Source organism: Shewanella sp. 10N.286.52.E4 (assembly GCF_041468785.1).
GTDB classification, from domain to species: Bacteria; Pseudomonadota; Gammaproteobacteria; order Enterobacterales; family Shewanellaceae; genus Shewanella; species Shewanella electrodiphila.
Map to the genome: position 1 here is coordinate 36,332 of NZ_JBFRJJ010000014.1, position 22,704 is coordinate 59,035.

Here is a 22,704-nt window from a genome sequence, read left to right on the forward strand (position 1 = left end):
ATAGTATTTATTCGATAGTATTAGTTCTATCGTTGTTTATATCTTAGCTTCCATCATAGTAATGTAACTTTCACGATAAAATAAGTTTATTTTGCAACCCAGCTAGCTGCGATGGAATAAAAATAATAAAAGGCACCCTAGGGCGCCTCTTCATTTTTAGCATTTCTTAATACGTATAAATGGCTTACACGTAAAATAAGAGTAAATGCAACTTAGGCATTGATCCCAGAGTGACGCAATAATGCATCTGTATTAGGCTCGCGTCCCATAAAGCGCACAAATAAAGTCATTGGTTCTTCACTGCCGCCCATTTCTAGGATGTTATTCAAGAAGCTTTTACCCGTTTCAGGATTAAAAATACCTTCATCCTCAAAACGAGAAAATGCATCAGCTGACAGCACTTCTGCCCACTTGTAACTGTAATAGCCTGCGGCATATCCACCAGCAAAAATGTGTGCAAAACCATGTTGGAAACGATTGAACTCAGGAGGTACATTCACCGCAACCTGGCTACGTACTTCATCCAAAATGCCTTGAATATCAGCGCCCTTTTCAGCATCAAACTCATGATGCATTCTGAAATCAAACAGTGAGAATTCAAGCTGGCGCAACATCATCATGCCTGACTGGAAATTCTTTGCTGCTAGCATCTTATCTAACAAGGCTTTTGGTAACTGTTCGCCGGTTTCAAAGTGACCAGAAATTTCAGCCAGTGCCTCTTCTTGCCAACACCAGTTTTCCATAAACTGACTTGGTAGCTCAACGGCATCCCAAGGTACGCCGTTAATGCCAGCAACACCGCCGACTTCAATTTGCGTCAACATATGGTGAATACCATGACCAAATTCATGGAATAAAGTGGTGACTTCATCATGGGTAAACAACGCGGGTTTACCATCGACTGGACCATTAAAGTTACACGTTAAGTAAGCAACGGGTTTTTGAAGACCAGAACTTGTTACACGACGGCCTCGACAATCATCCATCCATGCGCCGCCACGTTTACCGCTGCGGGCGTACAAATCTAAATAGAAGCTACCACGGTGAACCTTGTCAGCATCATAAATCTGGAAGAAGCGTACATCGTTATGCCAAGTATCCACGTCTTTTTGTTCTTCAATGCTCAAGCCGAATAAGCGTGACACGGTATAAAACAAACCTGATAAGACTTTGTCTTCAGGAAAATATGGACGCAGTAATTCTTGAGAGACTTCATATTTATGTTGCTGTAATTTTTCAGCATAAAAACTCAAATCCCATGAGGCCATTTCAGTAACATCAAAGTGATCTTTAGCAAAGGCTTTCAGTTCAGCGAGTTCTGCCTTTCCTTGCTCTTTTGAACGTAATGCTAATTCATTTAAGAATGATAAAACTTGGCTTGGGTCGTTGGCCATTTTAGTTGCCAAAGACTTATCTGCGTAGCTATCGAACCCAAGCAATTGCGCAAGCTCATGGCGTAAAGCCAAAATCTCATCCATATTGGCACTGTTATCAAACTCACCCGCATTCGGACCTTGGTCTGATGCGCGAGTAACGAAAGCACGGTAGCACTCTTCACGCAACTCACGGTTTTCGCTGTAAGTCATTACCGGTAAATAGGAAGGGAAATCCAGCGTGAATAACCAACCTTTTTGCTGTTTATCCTCAGCCATTGCCTTTGCTGCAGCAATTGCTGAATCAGGTAATCCAGCCAATGCAGCCTCATCAGTGATCAATTTAGACCATGCTTCTGTCGCATCTAATAGTTGGTTTGAAAAGCTGCTAGTTAATTCCGATAAGCGTTTTACAATCTCACCATAACGTACTTTTTGCTCATCATTCAAACCAATGCCTGACAATTCAAAGTCACGTAAGCTTTGAGTTAATAAGGTTTTTTGCGGGGTCGTCAGTTTTTCAAAATCTGCAGATTCTTGAATCGACTTATAGGCTTGGTATAAGCCTTCATGTTGGCCTACGAACGTGCCGTACTCAGACAATAATGGTAAACAAGCATCGTGTGCTTCGCGCCATTCATCTGTACTTGTCACTGAATTCATATGTGAAACTGGAGACCAAATTTTACTTAAGCGGTCATCGACTTCTTCAAGTGGATCAATCAAGTTTTCCCAAGTGTATTGGTTAGTACTTGCCAATACTTGTTCAATTTTACTACGACAATCGGCAATCGCTTGCTCAACAGCTGGCTGAATATGCTCTGCTTTAATGGCTGAAAACTGCGGCAGTTCGCTTTGTTTAAGCAAAGGATTATCTAGCAATGGGTTGCTCATAGGTGATTCCTCGGGAAATAGGGTAATAATTGCCTGTTACACATTAATAAGGGCTCAAGTGATTGAATTCAAGTCTAGCTCTTTATTGAAGTAAGAATTAGCCCTCTGTTTAAATGGCATTGATTGGCATAAACATGGCTAATTTTTCTTCTACCTGAAAATAACCTTAAAAAATGTGATGTATCACCCATATTCATTTACTCATAATTTACATATCAATTATTGACAAACTGATCGCAAATCTAACTCATTATCATTTTTAGCCCGTTAAGTTGATGTATTCTTGACTCATCTACCGACACTATTGAGAAACGTTACTGATATGAAAGTAAACATAACCCCTTTGTTCTTATCAATAATGACGATTACCGCTCTTTGTTCTTCCCATGCTAAAGCAGAAGATCTTGAGTTTGCTTTTAATGCGGGCTGGGATTCTAAGTATGTGTCAGAAGGTAGAAATAATTTAGACAGTGGTGGCATATATCAAGCTGGAGCGGCGGTGACGTCTGGTGATTTAACCACTTATGCCACTATGGTCAGGGGTGACTCTGAACATTACATCGAATGGAATTTTGGTCTTGAGTACGCTTTACACCTACATGAAGATATTGAGACTGTAATAGGTTACCAACGTTTAGAGTTTTATGGTGATGAACGCAGCTCAGACAATGAAGTCTTTGCCGTCATAGCCTACACCGGTGTCGACTGGTTGATCCCATCAGTTGCGTATACCTATGCAACAGAAGCTGGAGGATATTTTGTCGAGGTCAGCTTACATAGCCCTTGGCACTTGACAGAGCAGTTCACAGTAACCCCATATATTACTCAGGGCTTTGATTTTCAATATGCGACTGAAGAACACAATGGTGCTAACCATTTCCAAATGGGCGTTGAAGCAAGTTATGAACTCTCAAGCAATATCGCCGTCAGTGCTCACTTTAGTCACTCCATTGCTATGGACGATATCAAAGAACAAGCAAAAGTTGAGGGCCTTAGCGGTAGTTTAGATGAAAGTTACGCTGGCATTCATTTAACTTGGCGCTTTTAACTTCCATCACCCTCTCCCTCAAACTGGCATTAATACGCATCGCCTTCTAAGCTCACTGACCTAAGCCTGTTTGTTTTTACATTGCAAACAAGGCGCAAACTCACCAAGCAAAGGAATGCTTATGACATATTCAAAAGGATACTTGTGCCTCATTATCTGTGCTTTTTTCAGCTCAGCCACTCAAGCCAGTGACTTATCAACACTCACTAAAACTCAAACTGAATCTCAAACAGAAAGATTGCCCCAAAAATCACTTCCCATGGGCATGGTGCTCGACCATCAAGGCCAACCGATCTCACTGCCACCAGAACAAGGCTCGCTAAACTTTTCATCCACAGATATGCTTCGAGATGAATCCATTGCCCCTTATAATAAGCCCCAAATAACAGGTAAACCTGAACCAACAAAACTGAGCGCCAGCTCAGGAAAAACTGCCAACGACCCGAGTTGCCGCTGGCTTGGCAACCGCATAAAGCAGTTATCGAATCAACTCAAACACCATGATCAGGCGGCATACCTGCAAACTGAATTGTCACATCGTGAGACAGAATGGCAATGCATGGATTGTGAAGGCGAAGGTCCTTCACAAGGGCAACAAGCTGAATGTCAGTACCGCCGCTAATGATCAACTCATCATTTAGCACAGAGCTTTGCAGTCTTACTCACTGCAAAGTCATGATTGTTTGTATCTGTATTGTGTACCTGTCTTAAACTGAGTGTCAGTAATTCGCTGCAATAAATTCCCCGACTTTACGGTCTTTGAAACTAGCTTGTGATTGCATTCCACCCTACAATGGCTGCAATTAAATCATTCAAACTCAAATAAACACTTATTAAAGTCAGGCTGTAATTAATTGATAGCTTGGCAGAAGTAATAAATAGAGAGGGTTAACATGGCTCAACATTTTGACTATATCTGCCTAGGTGCAGGTAGTGGTGGTATCGCTTCTGGTAATCGCGCGGCTATGCGTGGCGCAAAAGTATTGGTTATTGAAGCTAAGCACGTTGGCGGCACTTGCGTAAACGTGGGCTGTGTACCGAAAAAAGTCATGTGGTATGGCGCTCATGTAGCCGAAGCAATGCATTTATTTGCTAAAGATTATGGTTTTGACGTCACCGTTAATAACTTTAACTGGAATACCTTAGTTGATAACCGTGAAGCTTATATCAGCCGCATCCATGATGCGTACGGCCGTGGCTTTGCAAGTAACAACGTCACCCTACTGAACGGTTACGGTAAATTCGTCAATAGCAATACTATTGAAGTCGATGGCGAGCATTACACTGCCGATCATATTCTTATTGCCACAGGCGGCGCGCCAACGATTCCAAATATTCCAGGCGCAGAGTACGGTATCGACTCTGACGGTTTCTTCGCGCTACGCGAACAACCTAAACGTGTCGCTGTAGTTGGTGCAGGTTACATTGCTGTAGAGCTTGCTGGTGTATTGCATGCCCTAGGCAGCGAAACGCATTTGTTAGTCCGTAAGCATGCTCCACTTCGTAATTTTGACCCAATTTTAACTGACACTTTAGTTGAAGCCATGGAAATCAATGGCCCAACGCTGCACACTCACAGCATTCCAAAAGCAGTAGTGAAAAATGCAGACGACAGCTTAACTCTTGAGCTTGAAAACGGTGAAAGCATCACTGTCGATACGCTGATTTGGGCAATTGGTCGCTCACCTTCAACGGGTAGTATCGGCCTAGAAAACACCGACGTTAAGCTTAACGCTAAAGGTTATGTTGTCACTGATGAGCAGCAAAATACCACAGCAAAAGGTATTTACTGTGTTGGCGACATTATGGAAGGCGGCGTAGAGCTGACCCCTGTTGCGGTTAAAGCTGGGCGTCTTCTGTCTGAGCGTTTATTTGGCAATATGCCAAACGCTAAAATGGATTACAGTGTCATTCCAACTGTCGTATTCAGTCACCCACCAATTGGCACTATGGGCTTAACTGAACCAGAAGCGGCTGAACAGTTCGGCGAAGATAACATTAAAGTGTACACATCTGGATTCACCTCTATGTACACCGCAATTACCGCTCATCGTGAAGCGTGTAAAATGAAGTTAATCTGTGCTGGCGAAAATGAAGTGGTTGTCGGTATTCATGGTATTGGTTTTGGCATGGATGAAATCCTCCAAGGCTTTGGTGTTGCGATGAAGATGGGTGCAACAAAAGCTGACTTTGATGCGGTTGTCGCGATTCACCCGACTGGCGCAGAAGAATTTGTTACTATGCGATAAAGATTGAGATAAATATTGAGATAATGAGTGCGATAGCACTTCAACCTCATTCTTCATCTTGAATAAAAAAGCCGCTTAATAGCGGCTTTTTTGTGGCTTAATTTCAGCAAATTAATCCGAATTAGCTTTGCGAGTTTAGTCTTGCTTGAATCGCAAGTTTTACTTCTTCTTGCTCAAGTAACAGCTCCTGTTCTTCCTTTTCTCTCATCAAAACATCAAAGGCGACACGAGCCTGCTGTGCAAGTTCAGATGCTGCAAGTTTTGCCTCTTTTGCTTTTAAAGCATCTACATTAAGCTGCTGCAAGTTAGCAATAATATCATCTGGTGCATCTCCTAAATCGACACTAGATTCACCGCGAGATAATGCCTCTTTTCGTAATTGTTTTTTCAACATCCAAATTGCTTCATTAGCTTCACGCTCTGAGTTGGCCGCTTCAATAGCATTGTCCCGTAAGAGTTCAAAACGAGCCAAAGCTTGGCCTTCTTTGCTCCATGGATCAACATCAGGCAGATCAGAAATATTAATCACAGGGTCAACATAGTCATCTTGATGACTCAAATCTAAAGAAGCCGCTTTAACACCAGAAATCATCAGCATGACTGCAATCACTAGCAAGGGTAAACCACCAACAATCGCAGCAGTTTGTAACGTGGCTAAACCGCCCATAAACATCAATGCTGAAGGCATGAGGGATAACGTAAAAGCCCAGAAAAGTCGGTTCCAGCGTAGAGGATCGTCGGTTACGTTGGTTTGCACGACAGACGCCAAAATATAGGAAATAGAGTCAAATGTAGTAGCAGTGAAAATGATACACAGTAGAGTAAATACCGTTATAACCAGCGTACTAAAAGGCAATTGCTCTAAAATAGCAAAAATTGCTCGGGTAGCCCCTTCAGTATTGAGGATTGACACCACATCCAATTGACCAGATAACTGCAATGATAAACCATAGTTACCCAGAATAATGAAGTACATTGAGCAACCAAGCGAACCAAAGAACACCGCACCAGAAATCATCTGTTTAATGGTTCTTCCACGAGAAATTCGCGCAACAAACAGCCCCATACTAGGTGCAAAAACCAACCACCAAGCCCAGTAAAAAATAGTCCAATCCTGTGGGAAGTGAGTATTTTCAAATGTCCCTAGGCCGCCAAAAGGCTCTGCCCACGTGGCCATCACAAAGAAGTTTGATAGCATTCGACCAATGGAGTCTAAGCCAGTTTCTAGCATGAAAATGGTTGGACCACACACCAGCACAAATAGTAATAACCCTAATGCACCCCAGAAATTAATATTACTAAGAATTTTAATCCCTTTATCCATGCCCATATAAGCTGAATAGGCAAAAATAGCAGTACACAGCATCAACACACCAATTTGGCTACCTGTCGTAGTAGGGATGCCAAATAAGTAACTAATACCTTCATTGATCAATGGCGCAGCTAAACCAAGTGTCGTTGCCGCACCTCCTAACAGACCAAAGATAAACAGAATATCGATAAACTTTCCCACTTTACCAAAACTGTGGGCTTCGCCAATCACTGGCATTAACGCAGCAGAGACTTTCAACACCGGCTGTTTGCGAACATAGAAAAAGTAGGCAATTGGGATTGCTGGGATCATATAGATACACCAGGCAATTGGTCCCCAATGAAATAGACCATAGGTGGCGGCCCAACGAATAGCTTCTTCGCTACCTGGCTCTAATTGAAAAGGTGGGTTTTGATAGTAATAAGCCCATTCAATGGTGCCCCAAAATAAAATACTTGCACCAATGCCGCCGCAAAAAAGCATTGCAGCCCAAGAGGCTAAACCAAATTCTGGCGATTCATCTGGATCGCCTAGTTTAATCTGACCAATATCAGAAAAAACGATATAGATCATAAAGAAAAATGCCGCTAACCCCAGAGCAAGGTAAGCAAAGCCTAACTTATCTGTCATGAAGGTTTTAGCCACTGCAATCCATTGTGCTCCCTCTACAGGGAATATCATCAAGGGGATCACAACTGAAAAAAGTAATATTAACGCACCAAAAAAGGTCGGTTTATCGATAAGCTCGAAGTGTTTGTTCATTTTCATTGTCCGAAACAATTAAAAACTCATTTGAGAGAGTCCACACCACACGTGCTTCCCCATGCTGCGAGACAGCCAGGTAGGTTTACTTTTTGAAGAGTTGGAATACTGTGCGTGAACCGTTGTTAAAACGCCAGGTTGTCTAATGCTTATTACATTAACGGCAATACAGGCACGCTAAAATAATGTTAATTTAGTAAACTGTCGACAAAATTTTGTTACAAACTTAACCGATATGTGAGCGAGTTCAAACAGCGAACATTTTTTATTGAAGCCAAAAGTAACCCTGCTTATGCAGTATGAAATGAACCACGCCTATCGAGCAAAAATGTTCCCCTCTCTCAATCTTCTAACCTGTTATCCACTCATCTAACGATTCAAAGCGCTCTCGAGATTTATGACAAGTTATCTACTTATTTCTACATCTACGAATTGTTATTAGTTTGTAGTAAAATGGTATTTGAGGACGACCTCAATTTACTTATACCTTCCACATAAGGGATGTATGCCAGTAGATATTCATCCGGGGACGGCCCCATCTGATTTATTTTCCAGATAGGAGCCGACAATGTACAACCTCAGATTTATCGCAGTATGTTTTATCTTCATCAGCCAGTTTATTTCTCCCACCTCCCATGCAAATGACAGCCATTTTGGTTTGCACGGCATGACCTTATTCGGTGGCGATGATGGCTTGTTTGCATCGCATTTGCCCATGTATCATCAACCTCATAATGTACAAATGGTCATGCAGTTTCACTTTAGTGATGCCGCAACCGACAAAGCGGTCAAACAGCAGCTAGCGCAACAATCAACCCAGTCTGAACAACTTTGGACGATTGTCCCTAAGCCCTTTGACTTAATGCGCTTACATCCCAACAGCGATAGCCCTCTCACCCATTTACAAATAGAGGTTGTAGAGGGACATTTTGAGCGAGGTGGAACATCACGCTTCTCATCGCAGAAGATTATTATCGATAAAGTGATCATCTTTACTGAACTCAGTATGCAAACCGCCCAAGAGAAGACCAACATTGCTCAATACTTAGTGGTTGCAGCCTCTAACCAAAGCCAGAATCAGTTTTTAATTAAATTACTTGAAAACAGGCCTGAAGCCGACCACCTTTTACGGGTATTAAACCCAGACCGACCAATGACTTATCAAGTGAATTCTGCACTTACTGAGCAACTTACAACTGAAAAACAAGCTGGGCCATTCACGGCTCCGATAACCCTAGAATTATCAAATTCGTTGCACGCATCAAAGGTTGAATTAGCTGAGCACTTGTCCATTTCGCCTGAACAGCTGATTGAGATTTACCTTGAAACAGGTGAATTGCAGTAGTGGAAATGACGATTAGGGAAAATATATGTCAAATTTAACCATAGCCATAATCCAACATCATCCAGCCGAAGGTGCTGGGAGAATTGCTGATTGGGCCAGCATTGAGGGGCACACTTTGGTGCACTTCATGGCGCCGAATAACTGCTTACCTAGATTAGATGAAATAGATGGATTAATAATATTAGGTGGGCCAATGGATGTGGTCGATAGTCCCTGTTGGATGCAAGCAGAGCTGGCACTTATCAACCAAGCTGTTCAGCGTAACATGCCTATTTTAGGAATTTGTTTAGGGGCCCAGTTATTAGCTTCAACATTGGGCGCAAGCTTAAGCCCTTTGAAAAAGCCAGAGTTAGGCTGGCAGCGAGTGATTTTTGATAATAACCAATTGATGCAGGTGCCTCAATGGCACTATCAAGGGTTTAATTTCACAGATGCTGCAGTAACAATTACGGCAAGCTCTTCCCTTTGGTCGCAGCAAATGTTCCATCATCAGCGGCAAGTAGGTGTGCAATTTCACCCTGAGTGGGATACAGCACAAATCGTGCAGCTACAACTCGCTTTTGGCGATGACTGTCCATTCAATAACAATGATGGGCAAATGTTATCAGCCCAACTACAGCTCGATACTTGGCTTAATAATTTGCTTAATCGTATGTTTACTTAACTGGTAAGCCCTATGCTCTGCATAGGGCTTATTCACATAACACAGCAAACAAAGGGCTTTATTCACACTGCGCTTTGCCACTGGCATAGCAGCTTGGCTGACGTGGACACACTGCACCACGTGAACAAATCACCCTAGCGTCATTTTCGATACCGCGTTCAATCCAATTAATATTGAGTATTTTAGCCACACTAGTGAGATCCGTTTTAATGGCTTTTGGAATCGCCACTAAGCCACCATTTTCAACACAGGCTTGCTTTAAATCTTCGGTAATTTTAACCGCATCTTTGCCTTGTGCTTCAATGGCAGGGTTCAGATCAATCCCAGCACACAACACATGTGGGTTACCTGCGGAATCATCTACTTTTATCGATTCACAACAATAAATTCGCGGTTCATTACCCACATTTAAAATCGATATTTGCGCTGATGTGCCTGTTGAAGGCTCATTGATTTTTCTAAACACAGCCCAGTGATGACAAGGGTCTTCAACAATGCGCATATTACCCCAAGGCAGTGGAATACCATTACCACGATAAACGGCCTTAAGCTTACCTGGCGCATAAGCATCAAAGTAATGCCAATGCGGATAAGGCGAAACCACCGTCATCCGTCTCATCGCCACAGAAGCCGAAACTTGCAATTGTTTATGGATATCAATCTCGTAACCGTGGCGGTCAAGTAGCTGTCTAAATGGCACCTTAGGGCACAACAATGCTCCTGCAAAAAAGCTAGATTCAAAATCACGCCAAGCGTGCAAAATATCTTGCGCATTTAGGGTATTTGATTGCATGGTGGCATCGTCATCAGCTTCAATACGTCGCCCTGAAGTCATGACACTTTTTAAGCCATCTTTATTGTGTAAAACACAATGACCAATATGCACTGCTAGGTCATATTTCAATCTTGGCGCATTAGATTTTAGGGCTTTATTAATAAAAATTGTCGCTGGCGGTTCAAAAAATGATGTCGTCAGCCGCGCAGAACTCGCCCCAGTTTCATCCAAGACTTCAGTAGGAATTTCATCAATCCACTTAATTTTTAGTCCCATACTTTTAGCTGTACTGAGCATTTCATCGGCGCTTAATGGCATTTGTTTTTTGCCGATATCTTCTGCGGCGCGTTCAAGATCAGGGAAGTGGTTTTGATGATGCTCTTGATGAGCACGAATAAGTAACTGCGCAAATTGCCTTCCTGATGTGCCGGTTTGTGACAACATTTCAGGGATCGCAATCTGTAGAATATCATTTGAAAATAAGAAGCTGGGCTCAAGTGGCATGCCACTTATACCGCCACGGCGACCTTTTTCTGGCGTAATGGATTGCTCTTCAGGCATGTCATCTAAGAACCATTCCACCTCTTTTTGAAACACTGTCGCAATCACAGCCAACATCCCAGCACTGGGCACACGCTTACCTCGCTCGATCATCGACAGATACGATACCGAAGGCGCAGAACTGGAATCGACACGAATACACCTGGCCGATAAATCTTCCATCGTCAGGTGATTTCGTTTACGTAGATTTCGAATCTTGGTGCCAAGAAAATGTGACTTTCTCATTAAGCTTTGATCATTACGCATTTTGTAAAATTCACAGTGTAAAATTTTTATTGTGAAATTGTAGTGAAAAATACTCTAGACTACAAATTAAGCAATCGGGAAACAGTTTTTAAGATTTGCTTACTGAACTTACAACATGAATCAGAAATAAATAGAAGTAACACTGAGCTGAGTTAAACAACCAGTCAGTGTAATGACCCAAGCGAAGAGGATAAGGTTATGACTATGACAACAATGCACACCAACACAGCCGCTCACAACCTTAACAACTTCATTGAAGAACAATTTGTGGCGACCAGTACTAACGCAGATAAAATTAACAATGCGAAAGTATTTTTAGATGACAATTTTCCACTTACAGAAGGCTCACATGCCGATGTCAGTAGCTATGTTATTTACTACACGCATCTTTTAGCGTTTATGAAAGATGGTAGCCAATGTGGATTACAAAATCCTTGTCAATTTGTTGCGCTAACCGGTCATAAAAGTGATCCAACTTCTATCGTACTAAAAAATAACGATACCCATGTTGAAGTAAGTTTTGATCGAAATGGCGAACTAGGTGCAAACGACCCTGCACACATTGAAGATATTCAAGTTGCACTGCCAATTAAAAACCTACCGACACCTTACAAGCAATGGGTAAGCATGTTGCATTCACGCTGTTTACCAACAGAAGGTAACTGCAAAGTGTTTACCGCTAAAGACGGTACTGATTACGCAATGCATCAGCGCTAGTTGCCGTTAGTAAACACTGTTATTAAGGCTGACATAATTGTCAGCCTTTTTGTTATCAGCACTTCTACCGCAGCCCTTCTTAGAGTCCCTCATCATTTATCACACCCATAATATCGCACCAATAATTAGCTGATCATGCACTAAAACAGACGCGACCCTACAATTTAAAATAGTAAACCACTGATTTTAAATAGGTTCAATCATGGTCTAACTCTTGCGACGTCTTATCTGTGTTTATCATCCCTATAGGAATATAAAATGAATAAAGAACAAGTCGTTGAAGCCATTGTATTAGCAAAACATGCACGTCAATTAAGTTGGCAAAACATTGCTGATGAATTAGGAATGGGCTGTGTTTGGGTCACGTCTGCTTGTTTAGGGATGAACAGCATGCCAGAGAAAGTGGCAGAAAAACTGTGCCAGTTACTGGAGCTTCCTGCAGGATCACAAGCTGCACTTAAGGCCTATCCCACCAAAAAATGGCAACGTGATGTACCACAAGATCCGCTAGTGTATCGTTTATATGAAGTGGTTGGTGTTTACGGTGAAACACTTAAAGAAGTCATCCAAGAACAGTTTGGCGATGGCATTATGAGCGCCATTGATTTCTCTATGAATGTTGAAAAGCAAACAGATCCGAAGGGCGACAGAGTGGTGATCACCATGAATGGTAAGTTTTTGCCTTATAAAGCTTGGTAATTATCGTTAAAAATGAATTAAGCTGAGCGGTTGACTGAATACTATTAACTTTGAAATCTTGGGGTTAGCTATTTATATTAAGTCATATTCAGCTTAATTCAGCAAAGCAATGACTAATCCTAGCCCCAACAACAAAGATAACCGCTGCCAAAATAAAATCGGGTCTTTATCAATAAAAGGCACGCTCTCTCGAGTCGCTTTAGGGTGTGGGTATTTGAGGTTATAAATAAACTCAGATACTTCTGCGGTGCGCTTTGCGGGATCCACTGCCAGGGCTTTTTCAAGTGCATAATCAACCCAGTGAGGCACGACAGCATTTCGACTTCGGGCTGGAATATATCGCAAACTTTGTTGCGCTTTTAATGTTGTCGCCTTAGCAACATTCGCGTCATAGGGTAAATAACCAGTGAGCATCTGATAGGTAATCACCGCCAGTGAGAAAATATCACTGCGATTATCCCCTAATTCCCCAACAAAGTACTCTGGACCACTGTATTGCGCCGTGCCCAGCATGTGATCATCAAGCCCTTGGGTTTCAATGATTCCAGCCACTGCCGCCGCGCCAAAGTCGATAATTTTAATCACACCAGCAGTATCTATCATAATATTTTCAGGACGTAAGTCTTGATGAACCATTTCTTGTCGGTGCAAAGCTTGTAAGCCTCGGGCTATTTGAATAACCAGATTTCTCACTGTGTCTAAGTCAGGTTGTGCGTGGTCATGGATCCACTGGGCCAAAGTACAGCCTTCAACATACTCAGTTACTGTATAAAGGTATTGTTTAGGCGATGTTGATACGAATGATTTTAATAAGTGAGTGTTAGATACTCTTTGTGCCACCCAATCTTCCATTAACAAGGTTTCTAAATGACCTTCATTGTGGCGCATTTCATCAGAAGGAACCTTAATGACCACCCGCTGGGCTGATGCTTTATCCTGAGCAAGGTAAACTCGACTGCGACTGCTAACATACAATTCACGCTGAATGGTAAAGCCTTCGAACTCTTGTTCGCTATGCAAAGCGGGCGGTAAAGGCAGTTGAGTCAACAATTGTTTAAACTCATTCACCTCATGGCTGGGCAACCCATCAACGCTGACAATTTGGATTGTCAGATTATCATCCCCCCCAGCAGCCAACGCTTGCGCCACCAAGTCTTGCGCAACTCGATCAAAATCAGCACCTTTTGCATCAATAGCTTTTTTATCAACAAGAGTTGTAACTGCACTAGCCCTTTTCTGTCCTCGTTCGACCTCTTGAATAATCGCATCAGCAATGACTTTAGCAGATAAAAACTCATGTACTCCGTCTGTCGTGAGCACAAAAATGTCGCCCTGTTTAACCGGATGAGCATGATAATCACAGCTTAACAATGGACTAATACCTAATGCTTGGCTCAGGTAACTTGTATCACCAACATAACGGCGATGATCCTTAGTCAATTGCTCTAATGACTGACCACTTAATTGATAAATACGTGAATCGCCACAGTGAAATAAATGCGCGGTATTAGATTTAAACACTAATGCGCTGAAGGTGCAGACATAACCTTTATTCGCATCATGGCGGTGCAGACCTTGTTGGCCTTGAGCAAACAACCAATGATTTAAGGCTTGTAAGACTTTATGTGCGGAGGTTTTAACCGACCAAGCGTCAGAGGTTGCATAGTAATCATTAAGAAAGTTACTAATCGCGGTTTCGCTAGCAATATCACTGACGTCACTGCTACTAATACCATCGGCAATTGCGACCACGGCACCTTTACTATTAAGCTGTGGGCTTTTCGGCTGTCGGCTGCCACAGCAATCTTGGTTAACAGGTTTAACCCCGCTAACGCTATGTTGGCCAATGGTCAGTTTGAGTGTTTTAGACATAGAAAATAAAAATGCTCTGCTACCGTAAGCTAAACCTGCTTAATGGCACAGAGCATTAATCATCAAAAGCTTATGCAAGCTTTTCGCGGCGTGCTTGTTCACGCTTACGTGCTGGGCTTTCTTTTACATGAGTAAGATAAAGCGGTAAACCAACTAACACAAATCCACCAACTAAATTACCAAGCGCGGTAGGGATTTCATTCCAAACAAGGTAATCCATTACAGTGAAGTCCCCCCCCATGATCATCGAGAATGGGAACAGGAACATGTTCACAATTGAGTGCTCAAACCCCATAAAGAAGAACAACATCACCGGCATCCACATCGCCATCATTTTACCACTGGCTGAAGTTGAAATCATTGCACCAACAACCCCCATAGATACCATCCAGTTACATAACATGCCACGGATGAAAATGGTCATCCATCCAGCAAAGCCATGTTCCTGGTAACCTAAGGTTCGTGACTCACCAATACTACTGACTTTCGCAGCCAACACACCACCATCGGTGTTATATCCATAAGTCAAAATGAACGATGCAAAAAAGGCCACAGTAAGGGCGCCGGCAAAGTTACCCACAAAAACTAAACCCCAATTACGCAGCATTTGGTCGACAGTACAACCATTTCGTTTATCTAACACAGCTAATGGCACCAGAGTGAACACCCCAGTCAATAGATCAAACTTCATTAAATACAGCATAATAAAACCTACAGGGAACAAAATTGATCCCGTAAGTAAGCTGCCTGTCTTAACTATCACAGTTATGGCAAAAAATGCCGCCAGACCTAAAATTGCCCCCGCCATAAAGGCACGGACTAAAGTGTCCTTGGTTGACATGAAGATTTTCTGCTCACCTGAATCGACCATTTTTACGGCGAACTCTTTTGGTTCAATATACGACATAGCTACACACTCCTAGACTTAATTCTGATCATGTTTTGCCAGTTCTATGCCATTATTAAAAAACCAAAAGAAACAAGTTGTTAACATATTGTGATGCTATAAGTTATTTATCTAAAGCACTATAATAGTTCGTTATTTGTTCAGCTCGCCCTAAAATGGAACGTTACAATTTTCCCGCTGTATCTTGTATTTATTGTTCTTTTTTATCTATTAAGGCCTAAAAAACCGCGATTCTTGAGACACTTGATTTAACGGTTTTTGAGAGTCAATTTCAGCCGCTGAATTCACTTCAGTGATCAAGAAAGTGAGTTCATCACGTGCATTACCTGCTGTCATGCCAAGATTATCTCTCATTACACTAGTGACCGTTACTGGATATTCCAACTGTTCAGCCGCCTTAATCAATACCAAGGTTTCGGTTTCAATCTCAAATTCATAAGCAGACACGTTGTCATAAGCAATACTGATATTATAAAAAGCCGCTTGCTGAGTTTTATTACGAATTTTCAGTAAATAACTATTCTCTATCACTTCATTATCCGACTGACTATTGATCACGCGATACAGAGTTTGGCGATCACGAATTACATTTAATTGAATATCAGTGCGACTATTCAAATCCATCACAATAAGCACCAACATCACTAATAGCGCACTCGCATAGCCCAGCGCTTTGACTGACCAGATAGACGGTTTCTGGCCTTTATCAAGGGCATTTTCGCTGGCAAAGCTAATAAGGTTTGGCTGATACCCAAACTTTTCCATCGTTTGATTACAGGCATCAACGCAGGCACCACAATTAATGCACTCATATTGCAGTCCATTACGGATATCAATACCAGTTGGACAAACATCGACACACAAATGACAATCAACGCAGTCACCTAAACCTTCAGGTTTAACGACTTTGTCGATGTCTGTTCCTCTTTTATTGCGCTTACGAGGACCACGATTTTCACCTCGAGCCGCGTCATAACTGACCGTTTTAGTGTTCGAGTCGAACATCACCGCCTGAAATCGTGAATAAGGGCAGCAATGCAAGCACATCATCTCTCGCATCCAACCCGCATTTAAGTAAGTACAGAGTGCAAAAAACCACACCCAGACTCCGGTCCAAAAACCGCTGCTAAAAGTGAAAATATCAATATACAAGTCGCGTGCAGGCATGAAGTACCCCATAAAACCACAACCTGTCACTAATGCAATGAATGCCCAAGCAGTATGCTTTGACAACCTTTTGCCCACTTTAGATGCAGATAACGGCGCATTATCTAATGCAGTACGGTGATGATGATTACCTTCAATTTTCGCTTCAACCCACATAAACATAGCTGTCCAGGCAGTTTGTGGACATAAAAAACCGCACCAAACTCGGCCCCAATACACAGTGACAAAAAACAGCGCGAATGCCGCGGCCATGAACAGCCAGGCCAACACAGTGAAATCTTGCGGCCACAAAGTAATATTAAAAAAGAAAAACTGCTGCTCGGTCACATCAAGCAAAATAGCCTGACGCCCGTTGAAATTGAGGAAAGGGATAATGAAAAATATGGCTATTAGCAAAGTATTAGTGTGCTGACGGATCTTTTGAAACACGCCTTGCTGTTCCCGCACATGAATTTTGCCTGAAGCGCTAACATTAACAACGGGAATGCGCTGGGTGGAAGAAGTGGGTAACCGACTTGATACTGGCTCTGACGATACTGGATCTGACATTGTGTGGTTCCTAGTTTTCTCTTATTAGCTGTACGCTAAATAGCAAAACCTGCGCCAATCACAATAAAAGCATAACCACATGATTTTAATCACTATAAATAATATCCGTTACTTAATAAGTCACGACATACCACCAATTGGCGATATACCGTGACTCAATCGAACTAATCTTTCTGTTTAACCAAATCATCTAGCGGCTAATGGATAACTTCTTCATTCTTGAACGTAAGGTACTTGGCGGCATATCAAGCACGGCTGCAGCGCCATGAGCCCCAGAAATTCGCCATTGAGTAGCCTCTAGCGTTTTGACAATATGTGCAGCTTCAGCTTGCGCCATAGTGAGGGATTGACTAGTCGATAAGTCAGCTTGTTGAGCAGAATTAAGCGATAAGCTCTTAAAATCCAGCATTTGAGTTTGCGTCAAAATGATTTCGCGCTCAATTAGATTTTGCAGTTCACGTACATTGCCAGGCCAAGCATATTGCTGAAGTTTCTTTAAACCCTGGGCACTCACTTTGGTGATTTTCTTGCCTAATTTCTGACTTAAAGAAGCGACTAAGTCGCTGACTAATGAAGGTAAATCTTCACGACGTTGTCGTAAGGGCGGCACGATAATAGGAAACACATTGAGTCGATAGTACAAATCCATTCTAAATAAGCCTTGCTCCACTCGTGCTTGCAAATCGTGATGAGTCGCGGCGATTAGTCGAATGTTGACCTTAATCGTTTCGCTGCTGCCGACTCGCTCAAAGGCCTGCTCTTGAATTACTCGCAATAGCTTTGATTGGGCTTCAAGGCTTAATTCGGCAATTTCATCGAGAAATAAGGTGCCATTATGGGCCAACTCAAATCGGCCTTTGCGTCTGCTAACTGCACCAGTAAAAGCGCCTTTTTCATGGCCAAACAGTTCACTTTCTAATATCGATGCTGAAAAAGCTGCGCAGTTCACGCTTACTAAGGGGTGATCTTTGCGGTGACTTAATTGATGAAGGCTTCGTGCCACCAGCTCTTTACCTGTACCATTCTCGCCGCAAATCAACACGGTACTGTCGGTATTAGCCACTAGGTTGATTTGCTGAGTTAAATGGCTAATTGCTTGGCTGTTACCAGATAACCCCATCGCACCTTGCTTTCCTTGAAGTTCAGTAAGTAAATATTGATTTTCATAGGCGAGTCGCTCCGACAGTGCCTGCACCTGTGCTAATGCCTCGCGCAGTGAGTCTTCGGTATGTTTTTGTATACTGACATCTCGAAATATCGCGATGACTCCAATCAACACACCGTTATCATAAACAGGGGTAGAGCTATAATAAACGGGAAAGCTAGTGCCATCTTTACGCCAAAAAACATCCTCCGATACCTGACGAGCAACACCATCGTGCAAGGTTCGGTAAATGGGGCAATCATGCTGAGGATAAGGGCTACCGTCAGCGTGACTATGGTGATGACAGTCATGAATATTTTTGCCAATTAATTCAGCACTTTCCCAGCCTGTCATTTGTTCTGCTGCTGGGTTAATAAATACGGCATTACCATTGAGATCAAAGCCGTAAACACCTTCGGTTATCGCATTTAGCAATAAAGTGTTCTCAGGCAAAAAGTGGGGAGTAGCTAAGTTTGCTGACGTTGTCATCTCTAATACCATCTGTAAAACTCATCATTAGTGCGGTTATTATAATCAAGTCACGATATTTCGCGACTAAAATATCACTCAAGCGCCGCAACACGACAAAAGTTATTCTAGCTGATGGTTTTTCATCTTCTGTTATCGTTCAATGTCTTTCGAATTGCTACAATAGATCATCAATTTTTTGAGTGACTGTTCATGACTAGTGGTTTTTCTGCGCAATTCAAATTATGGCTATTTATTGCTGTAGGTTTGATATGTTTAACACCAATTATCTCCTCTCCAATAGCCTTGCTAATGGGCTTTACTCTTGCCAGCTTAGGTATGGTGCCAGTCAGTATCGATTTAAATAAAGTCACCAAAAAGCTATTGGCTTATTCTATTGTCGGCTTAGGTTTTGGTATTAATTTACCTGAAGCAATTTCTGCAAGTAGCAATAACTTAGGCTTAATCGTTGGCTCTATTTTTTTCACCCTTATATTGGGTTTCGGGTTAACCCGATTAATGAAGTTAGAAGATAAAACTGGCCACTTGATTAGCTGTGGCACCGCGATTTGTGGTGGCAGCGCGATTGCCGCTGTCGCGCCTGCGATTAATGCTAAGAATGATCAAATTGCTGTATCGCTCGCCTGTATTTTTTTACTCAATTCAGCCGCATTGTTCCTCTTTCCAACCATTGGTCATGCATTATCATTGAGCCAGTATGACTTTGGGGTTTGGAGCGCGATTGCGATTCACGATACTTCTTCAGTTGTTGGCGCTGCGTCAGCTTATGGCGATGAAGCTTTAAAAACGGCAACCACGATTAAGCTAGCTCGCGCTTTGTGGATAATTCCAATCGCTTTACTCAGCGCCATTGCGTTTGGTGGTGATAAGTCAAAAATATCTATTCCGTACTTTATTGGTTTTTATTGTTTAGCTATTTTAACGGCTTATTTTATTCCCCAAGGCCAACCTGTCTATGACGTGCTTTTTAGCGTGTCGAAGCAATTATTGATTGTGTGTTTATTCTTGATTGGTGCGGGTATCACAGTCAGTAAAATGCGCGCCAATGGACCTAAGCCTCTGTTGTTAGGCGTACTACTCTGGCTAGCAATTGGCAGTTCATCACTGGGTTATATTTTATGGATAAGATAGTGAAGGGTAGTGAAGGATAGTGAAGGATAGTGAAGGATAGTGAAGGATAGTAAAAACATTAAAGCAGCACGAAATCTAGCAATGTGAATATTGCTGGGAGGTCGCTACTCAGCGTCCTGTGATGCTTGTGTCTGAATATAGGGCTTAGCTAACGCTAGCCCAATAAGCCCGCCAAAAGCTAATAGCTCTATCACCGCACGGGTTAGTCCTGTGGTTTGCACAGAAGCAACAATAGCAATAATGCACAAGCTGATAATCGCGATAGCTTTGTATATTTTTATTTTAGATTGGGGTTTTAACCCTGCTTTAAACAATGAAATCATCATTGCCTCGATTTAGGATACTCAAGGCAATTATCGGAAGAGTCTATTTAAGCCGCCAATACTGATTATTTCTAAGTTATGCTGAATTACACTGTAGTCATTTAAAGACAGGCTTATTGGATAATTTAAATAGTAATTTTTCAAAAAGTAATACAAAAATAATAGCTAAGCCGTCTCAGAATTTACGCCGTGTGGTTGTTAGCTAATTTATGAGACACATCTTCTGCTGAGTTGATAAATATACTCGTAACCACCCAATGACTGGCGATTGAAAAGACGCAATAAGCACTGAAAAAATAAAAGCCAGGTTCAAATTGAGCAGTGGTCTTTAATAATTCACCCATTCCCGCTGAAGCATTACCCGCCATATATACAATAATCAAGGCAACAACAAATACATCTGCCATTGACCACTTGCCGATTGCACTAATCACCTTAATCACACTTTGCTGCTGACGAGAAAACCATGGTAAACAAATAACCAGCATGAGGAGTAGCTTTAATGCAGGAAACACCATGCTAAATATGCCAACTAAAGCTGCGACAAGCACATTATTTGACTGATAAAGCTCATTGACAGTATCGACAATGCTGCGGGTTTTATAAAACACCTCGACTTCGCCTTCAATGGAATCAAACCCAAACATATTAATGGCCATCTCCATCATGCTGCGAGCACTACTTCGCGAACTTTCAGATAAGCTGTCAGTAAACATATTGACCCCAGTTTCAACCAACTCAGCTTTTTCGATGCTGCCTTGAATGGTCAAAATAGGTTGTGTCACCCCAGGAATAAGCAACGCTAAAGAAAGTAGAATGACACTAATGCTAACCAAAGATTTCATTTTATCTCCGAAAATGGATTGAGAGTAAGTCAAAGGGAATATACAACAAGAAAGCTAAAAAGGGTGACGCTGGTGAATGGGAACAATCAAAAAACACGGGTAAGTAATTAACTTCAAACGCTCTCATGAGTGTTCATTGAGCGTTTGTATTTATTGTGAATTAATAAAACGGACTAGGATCGACTCCCAATGAACTTGGAGAAATACCTCGCTCAATGTTTAAATCTGACTTACGTAAATCAACAAAAGTGACATCGGTATAACGTCGATGCTTTTGCGAATAAAAACACTTCACCACAGGGTTTAATGCATCACGTCCCTTTGATTCCCACACAATGCCGACTCTTTCATCAGATAATTGCACTAGTGAACCCACAGGGTAAACACCGACACAGCGGATGAACTCATAAACTAGTGTTTGATCAAGATGAAATGGGGTTAGCTTCATTAAGATTTTAAACGCAGCTGCAGGGCTCATTGCTTCTTTATAGCAACGAGTGGCTGTCAAGGCATCAAAGATATCAACAATACAGCTCATACGGCCATGTTGTGGTATTTCATCACCTTTAAGGCCATTGGGATAACCGTTACCATCTAGCTTTTCATGATGCATTAAGCAAACATCTTTACTCACTTGCGATAAACCAGTGGTTTCTTGCATGATATCTCTTGCGTACACCTGATGCATTTTGATTTCTTCAAACTCTTCATCAGTCAGTTTGCCTGGTTTGTGGAGGATCTTGTTATCCACTTGAACTTTACCAATATCATGCAAAATTCCTCCCACAGCCATTTCTTTCAATAATGCTTTATCGAGATTTAGATGCTTACCAAATGTCACCAGCAAAAATGCCACATTGACAGAATGCTCAAGTAAATAGGCATCTTTTGTTCTTAACGCTGAAACACACTTTAATGCATCGGCATCATCCATCACTGATTCAATCATTTTGTCTGCAATATCTTCAAAAGGCGCGACTTCAACCGCTTTACCTTCATAAGTTTCAGACAGCACTTTACGCACGAGGTTTTTCGCCTCAGAGAGGATTTTCTTCGCTTGAGTTTGCTTAGTTTCACGGGTAGCTACTGGTTTTCGTGCTAATTTAGCTGAATTCTTTTTCTTTAAGCCACAACTATCAGATGAACGCTCAACATCCACCCAAACAGCTTTGATACCTGCTTTATCCAGTTTCGCAATTGAGTCACGATGCTTAATTTGTCCCGCATTGCTAATGGCCACTTTGCTTTCTTTACGGTCAATCGCTACCACAAACATCCCTAAACCTAAGCGGCTTACTGGAATGCGAATGACATCTTTTGACTCATCAATCTGACTCATTAACGGGTAAATCTCCGAATACGGTAAAGAAGTAGTAGTGAATATTGCTAATACTTATGACTTAAAATGTTAAATATGTAAATTTAGTATCGTTATTTTATCCTGTCTCGACTAAATACTCCAAATAAAACGTACTAATCTTTAACAGTGTTCAAATTCAGGCAGTTAGCGGGATTGATTATCATTATCGCCCATTTTTATCGATTATATTAGCAATTAAGATCACAGCAATTGCGGCTTAAGATTGACAGTTTTTGAACCCTTCATTAACTTAAGGCATAATTTACATAAAC

At 41.9% G+C, this 22,704-nt stretch carries 18 protein-coding genes; 8 read left to right on the forward strand and 10 right to left on the reverse strand.

Annotation, left to right across the window (positions count from 1 at the left end; translation table 11 throughout):
* Positions 1-212 precede the first annotated feature (212 nt).
* On the reverse strand, positions 213-2,267 hold the full coding sequence (gene prlC / locus AB4153_RS07550; protein WP_371996908.1) for an oligopeptidase A: 2,055 nt from the start codon (positions 2,265-2,267) through the stop codon (positions 213-215).
* A 322-nt stretch (positions 2,268-2,589) separates the two neighbouring features.
* Here prlC and AB4153_RS07555 point away from each other — a divergent pair, with 322 nt between their 5' ends.
* The 3 genes from AB4153_RS07555 (at position 2,590) to gorA (ending at position 5,564) form a co-directional block, all read left to right on the forward strand.
* A complete protein-coding gene (locus tag AB4153_RS07555) occupies positions 2,590-3,315 on the forward strand; it encodes a hypothetical protein (protein ID WP_371996910.1) in 726 nt (241 codons plus the stop codon).
* Between the two features lie 121 nt (positions 3,316-3,436).
* Positions 3,437-3,937 carry a hypothetical protein gene (locus tag AB4153_RS07560; protein WP_371996912.1) on the forward strand — a complete coding sequence of 167 codons (501 nt, stop codon included), beginning with the start codon at positions 3,437-3,439 and terminating at the stop codon, positions 3,935-3,937.
* Positions 3,938-4,208: 271 nt separating this feature from the next.
* Positions 4,209-5,564 (forward strand): glutathione-disulfide reductase, encoded by a 1,356-nt coding sequence (gorA, locus tag AB4153_RS07565; protein WP_371996913.1) that lies wholly within the window; start codon positions 4,209-4,211, stop codon positions 5,562-5,564.
* Positions 5,565-5,685: 121 nt separating this feature from the next.
* Here gorA and AB4153_RS07570 read toward each other — a convergent pair whose 3' ends face one another.
* A complete protein-coding gene (locus tag AB4153_RS07570) occupies positions 5,686-7,638 on the reverse strand; it encodes a BCCT family transporter (RefSeq protein ID WP_303516352.1) in 1,953 nt (650 codons plus the stop codon).
* Between the two features lie 568 nt (positions 7,639-8,206).
* Here AB4153_RS07570 and AB4153_RS07575 point away from each other — a divergent pair.
* Entirely contained in the window at positions 8,207-8,983 is a 777-nt protein-coding gene (locus AB4153_RS07575) for a hypothetical protein (RefSeq protein WP_371996915.1), read from the forward strand.
* Positions 8,984-9,008: 25 nt separating this feature from the next.
* Complete coding sequence (locus tag AB4153_RS07580) at positions 9,009-9,647, forward strand: type 1 glutamine amidotransferase (RefSeq protein WP_371996917.1); 639 nt, start codon at positions 9,009-9,011, stop codon at positions 9,645-9,647.
* Between the two features lie 58 nt (positions 9,648-9,705).
* Here the strand turns inward: AB4153_RS07580 and AB4153_RS07585 are convergent, their stop codons facing one another.
* Positions 9,706-11,229 (reverse strand): DUF3612 domain-containing protein, encoded by a 1,524-nt coding sequence (locus AB4153_RS07585; protein ID WP_371996919.1) that lies wholly within the window; start codon positions 11,227-11,229, stop codon positions 9,706-9,708.
* 198 nt (positions 11,230-11,427) lie between these two features.
* Here AB4153_RS07585 and AB4153_RS07590 point away from each other — a divergent pair, with 198 nt between their 5' ends.
* Together AB4153_RS07590 and cynS are read left to right on the forward strand one after the other, a co-directional pair.
* Positions 11,428-11,946 (forward strand): malate synthase, encoded by a 519-nt coding sequence (locus AB4153_RS07590; RefSeq protein ID WP_102526999.1) that lies wholly within the window; start codon positions 11,428-11,430, stop codon positions 11,944-11,946.
* A 258-nt stretch (positions 11,947-12,204) separates the two neighbouring features.
* On the forward strand, positions 12,205-12,645 hold the full coding sequence (cynS, locus tag AB4153_RS07595; RefSeq protein WP_371996921.1) for a cyanase: 441 nt from the start codon (positions 12,205-12,207) through the stop codon (positions 12,643-12,645).
* 93 nt (positions 12,646-12,738) lie between these two features.
* Here cynS and AB4153_RS07600 read toward each other — a convergent pair whose 3' ends face one another.
* From AB4153_RS07600 to AB4153_RS07615, 4 genes are all read right to left on the reverse strand, one after another.
* Positions 12,739-14,517, reverse strand: a complete 1,779-nt coding sequence (locus AB4153_RS07600; protein WP_371996923.1) for a protein kinase domain-containing protein — start codon at positions 14,515-14,517, stop codon at positions 12,739-12,741.
* A 70-nt stretch (positions 14,518-14,587) separates the two neighbouring features.
* Positions 14,588-15,424 (reverse strand): formate/nitrite transporter family protein, encoded by an 837-nt coding sequence (locus tag AB4153_RS07605; RefSeq protein WP_102527002.1) that lies wholly within the window; start codon positions 15,422-15,424, stop codon positions 14,588-14,590.
* Positions 15,425-15,634: 210 nt separating this feature from the next.
* Positions 15,635-17,140 (reverse strand): cytochrome c oxidase accessory protein CcoG, encoded by a 1,506-nt coding sequence (gene ccoG / locus AB4153_RS07610; RefSeq protein ID WP_371996924.1) that lies wholly within the window; start codon positions 17,138-17,140, stop codon positions 15,635-15,637.
* A gap of 190 nt (positions 17,141-17,330) precedes the next feature.
* A complete protein-coding gene (locus tag AB4153_RS07615; RefSeq protein ID WP_371996926.1) occupies positions 17,331-18,773 on the reverse strand; it encodes a sigma-54 interaction domain-containing protein in 1,443 nt (480 codons plus the stop codon).
* A 192-nt stretch (positions 18,774-18,965) separates the two neighbouring features.
* On the opposite strand from AB4153_RS07615, the gene AB4153_RS07620 reads away from it, so the two are divergent.
* Positions 18,966-19,904: a YeiH family protein gene (locus tag AB4153_RS07620; protein WP_102527005.1), complete on the forward strand. Its 939-nt coding sequence runs from the start codon at positions 18,966-18,968 to the stop codon at positions 19,902-19,904.
* Between the two features lie 104 nt (positions 19,905-20,008).
* Here the strand turns inward: AB4153_RS07620 and AB4153_RS07625 are convergent, their stop codons facing one another.
* From AB4153_RS07625 to AB4153_RS07635, 3 genes are all read right to left on the reverse strand, one after another.
* Positions 20,009-20,227, reverse strand: a complete 219-nt coding sequence (locus tag AB4153_RS07625; RefSeq protein ID WP_102527006.1) for a hypothetical protein — start codon at positions 20,225-20,227, stop codon at positions 20,009-20,011.
* 182 nt (positions 20,228-20,409) lie between these two features.
* Positions 20,410-21,072, reverse strand: a complete 663-nt coding sequence (locus tag AB4153_RS07630) for a paraquat-inducible protein A (protein ID WP_371996928.1) — start codon at positions 21,070-21,072, stop codon at positions 20,410-20,412.
* A gap of 160 nt (positions 21,073-21,232) precedes the next feature.
* Positions 21,233-22,411, reverse strand: a complete 1,179-nt coding sequence (locus AB4153_RS07635; RefSeq protein WP_371996929.1) for an HD-GYP domain-containing protein — start codon at positions 22,409-22,411, stop codon at positions 21,233-21,235.
* Positions 22,412-22,704 lie beyond the last annotated feature (293 nt).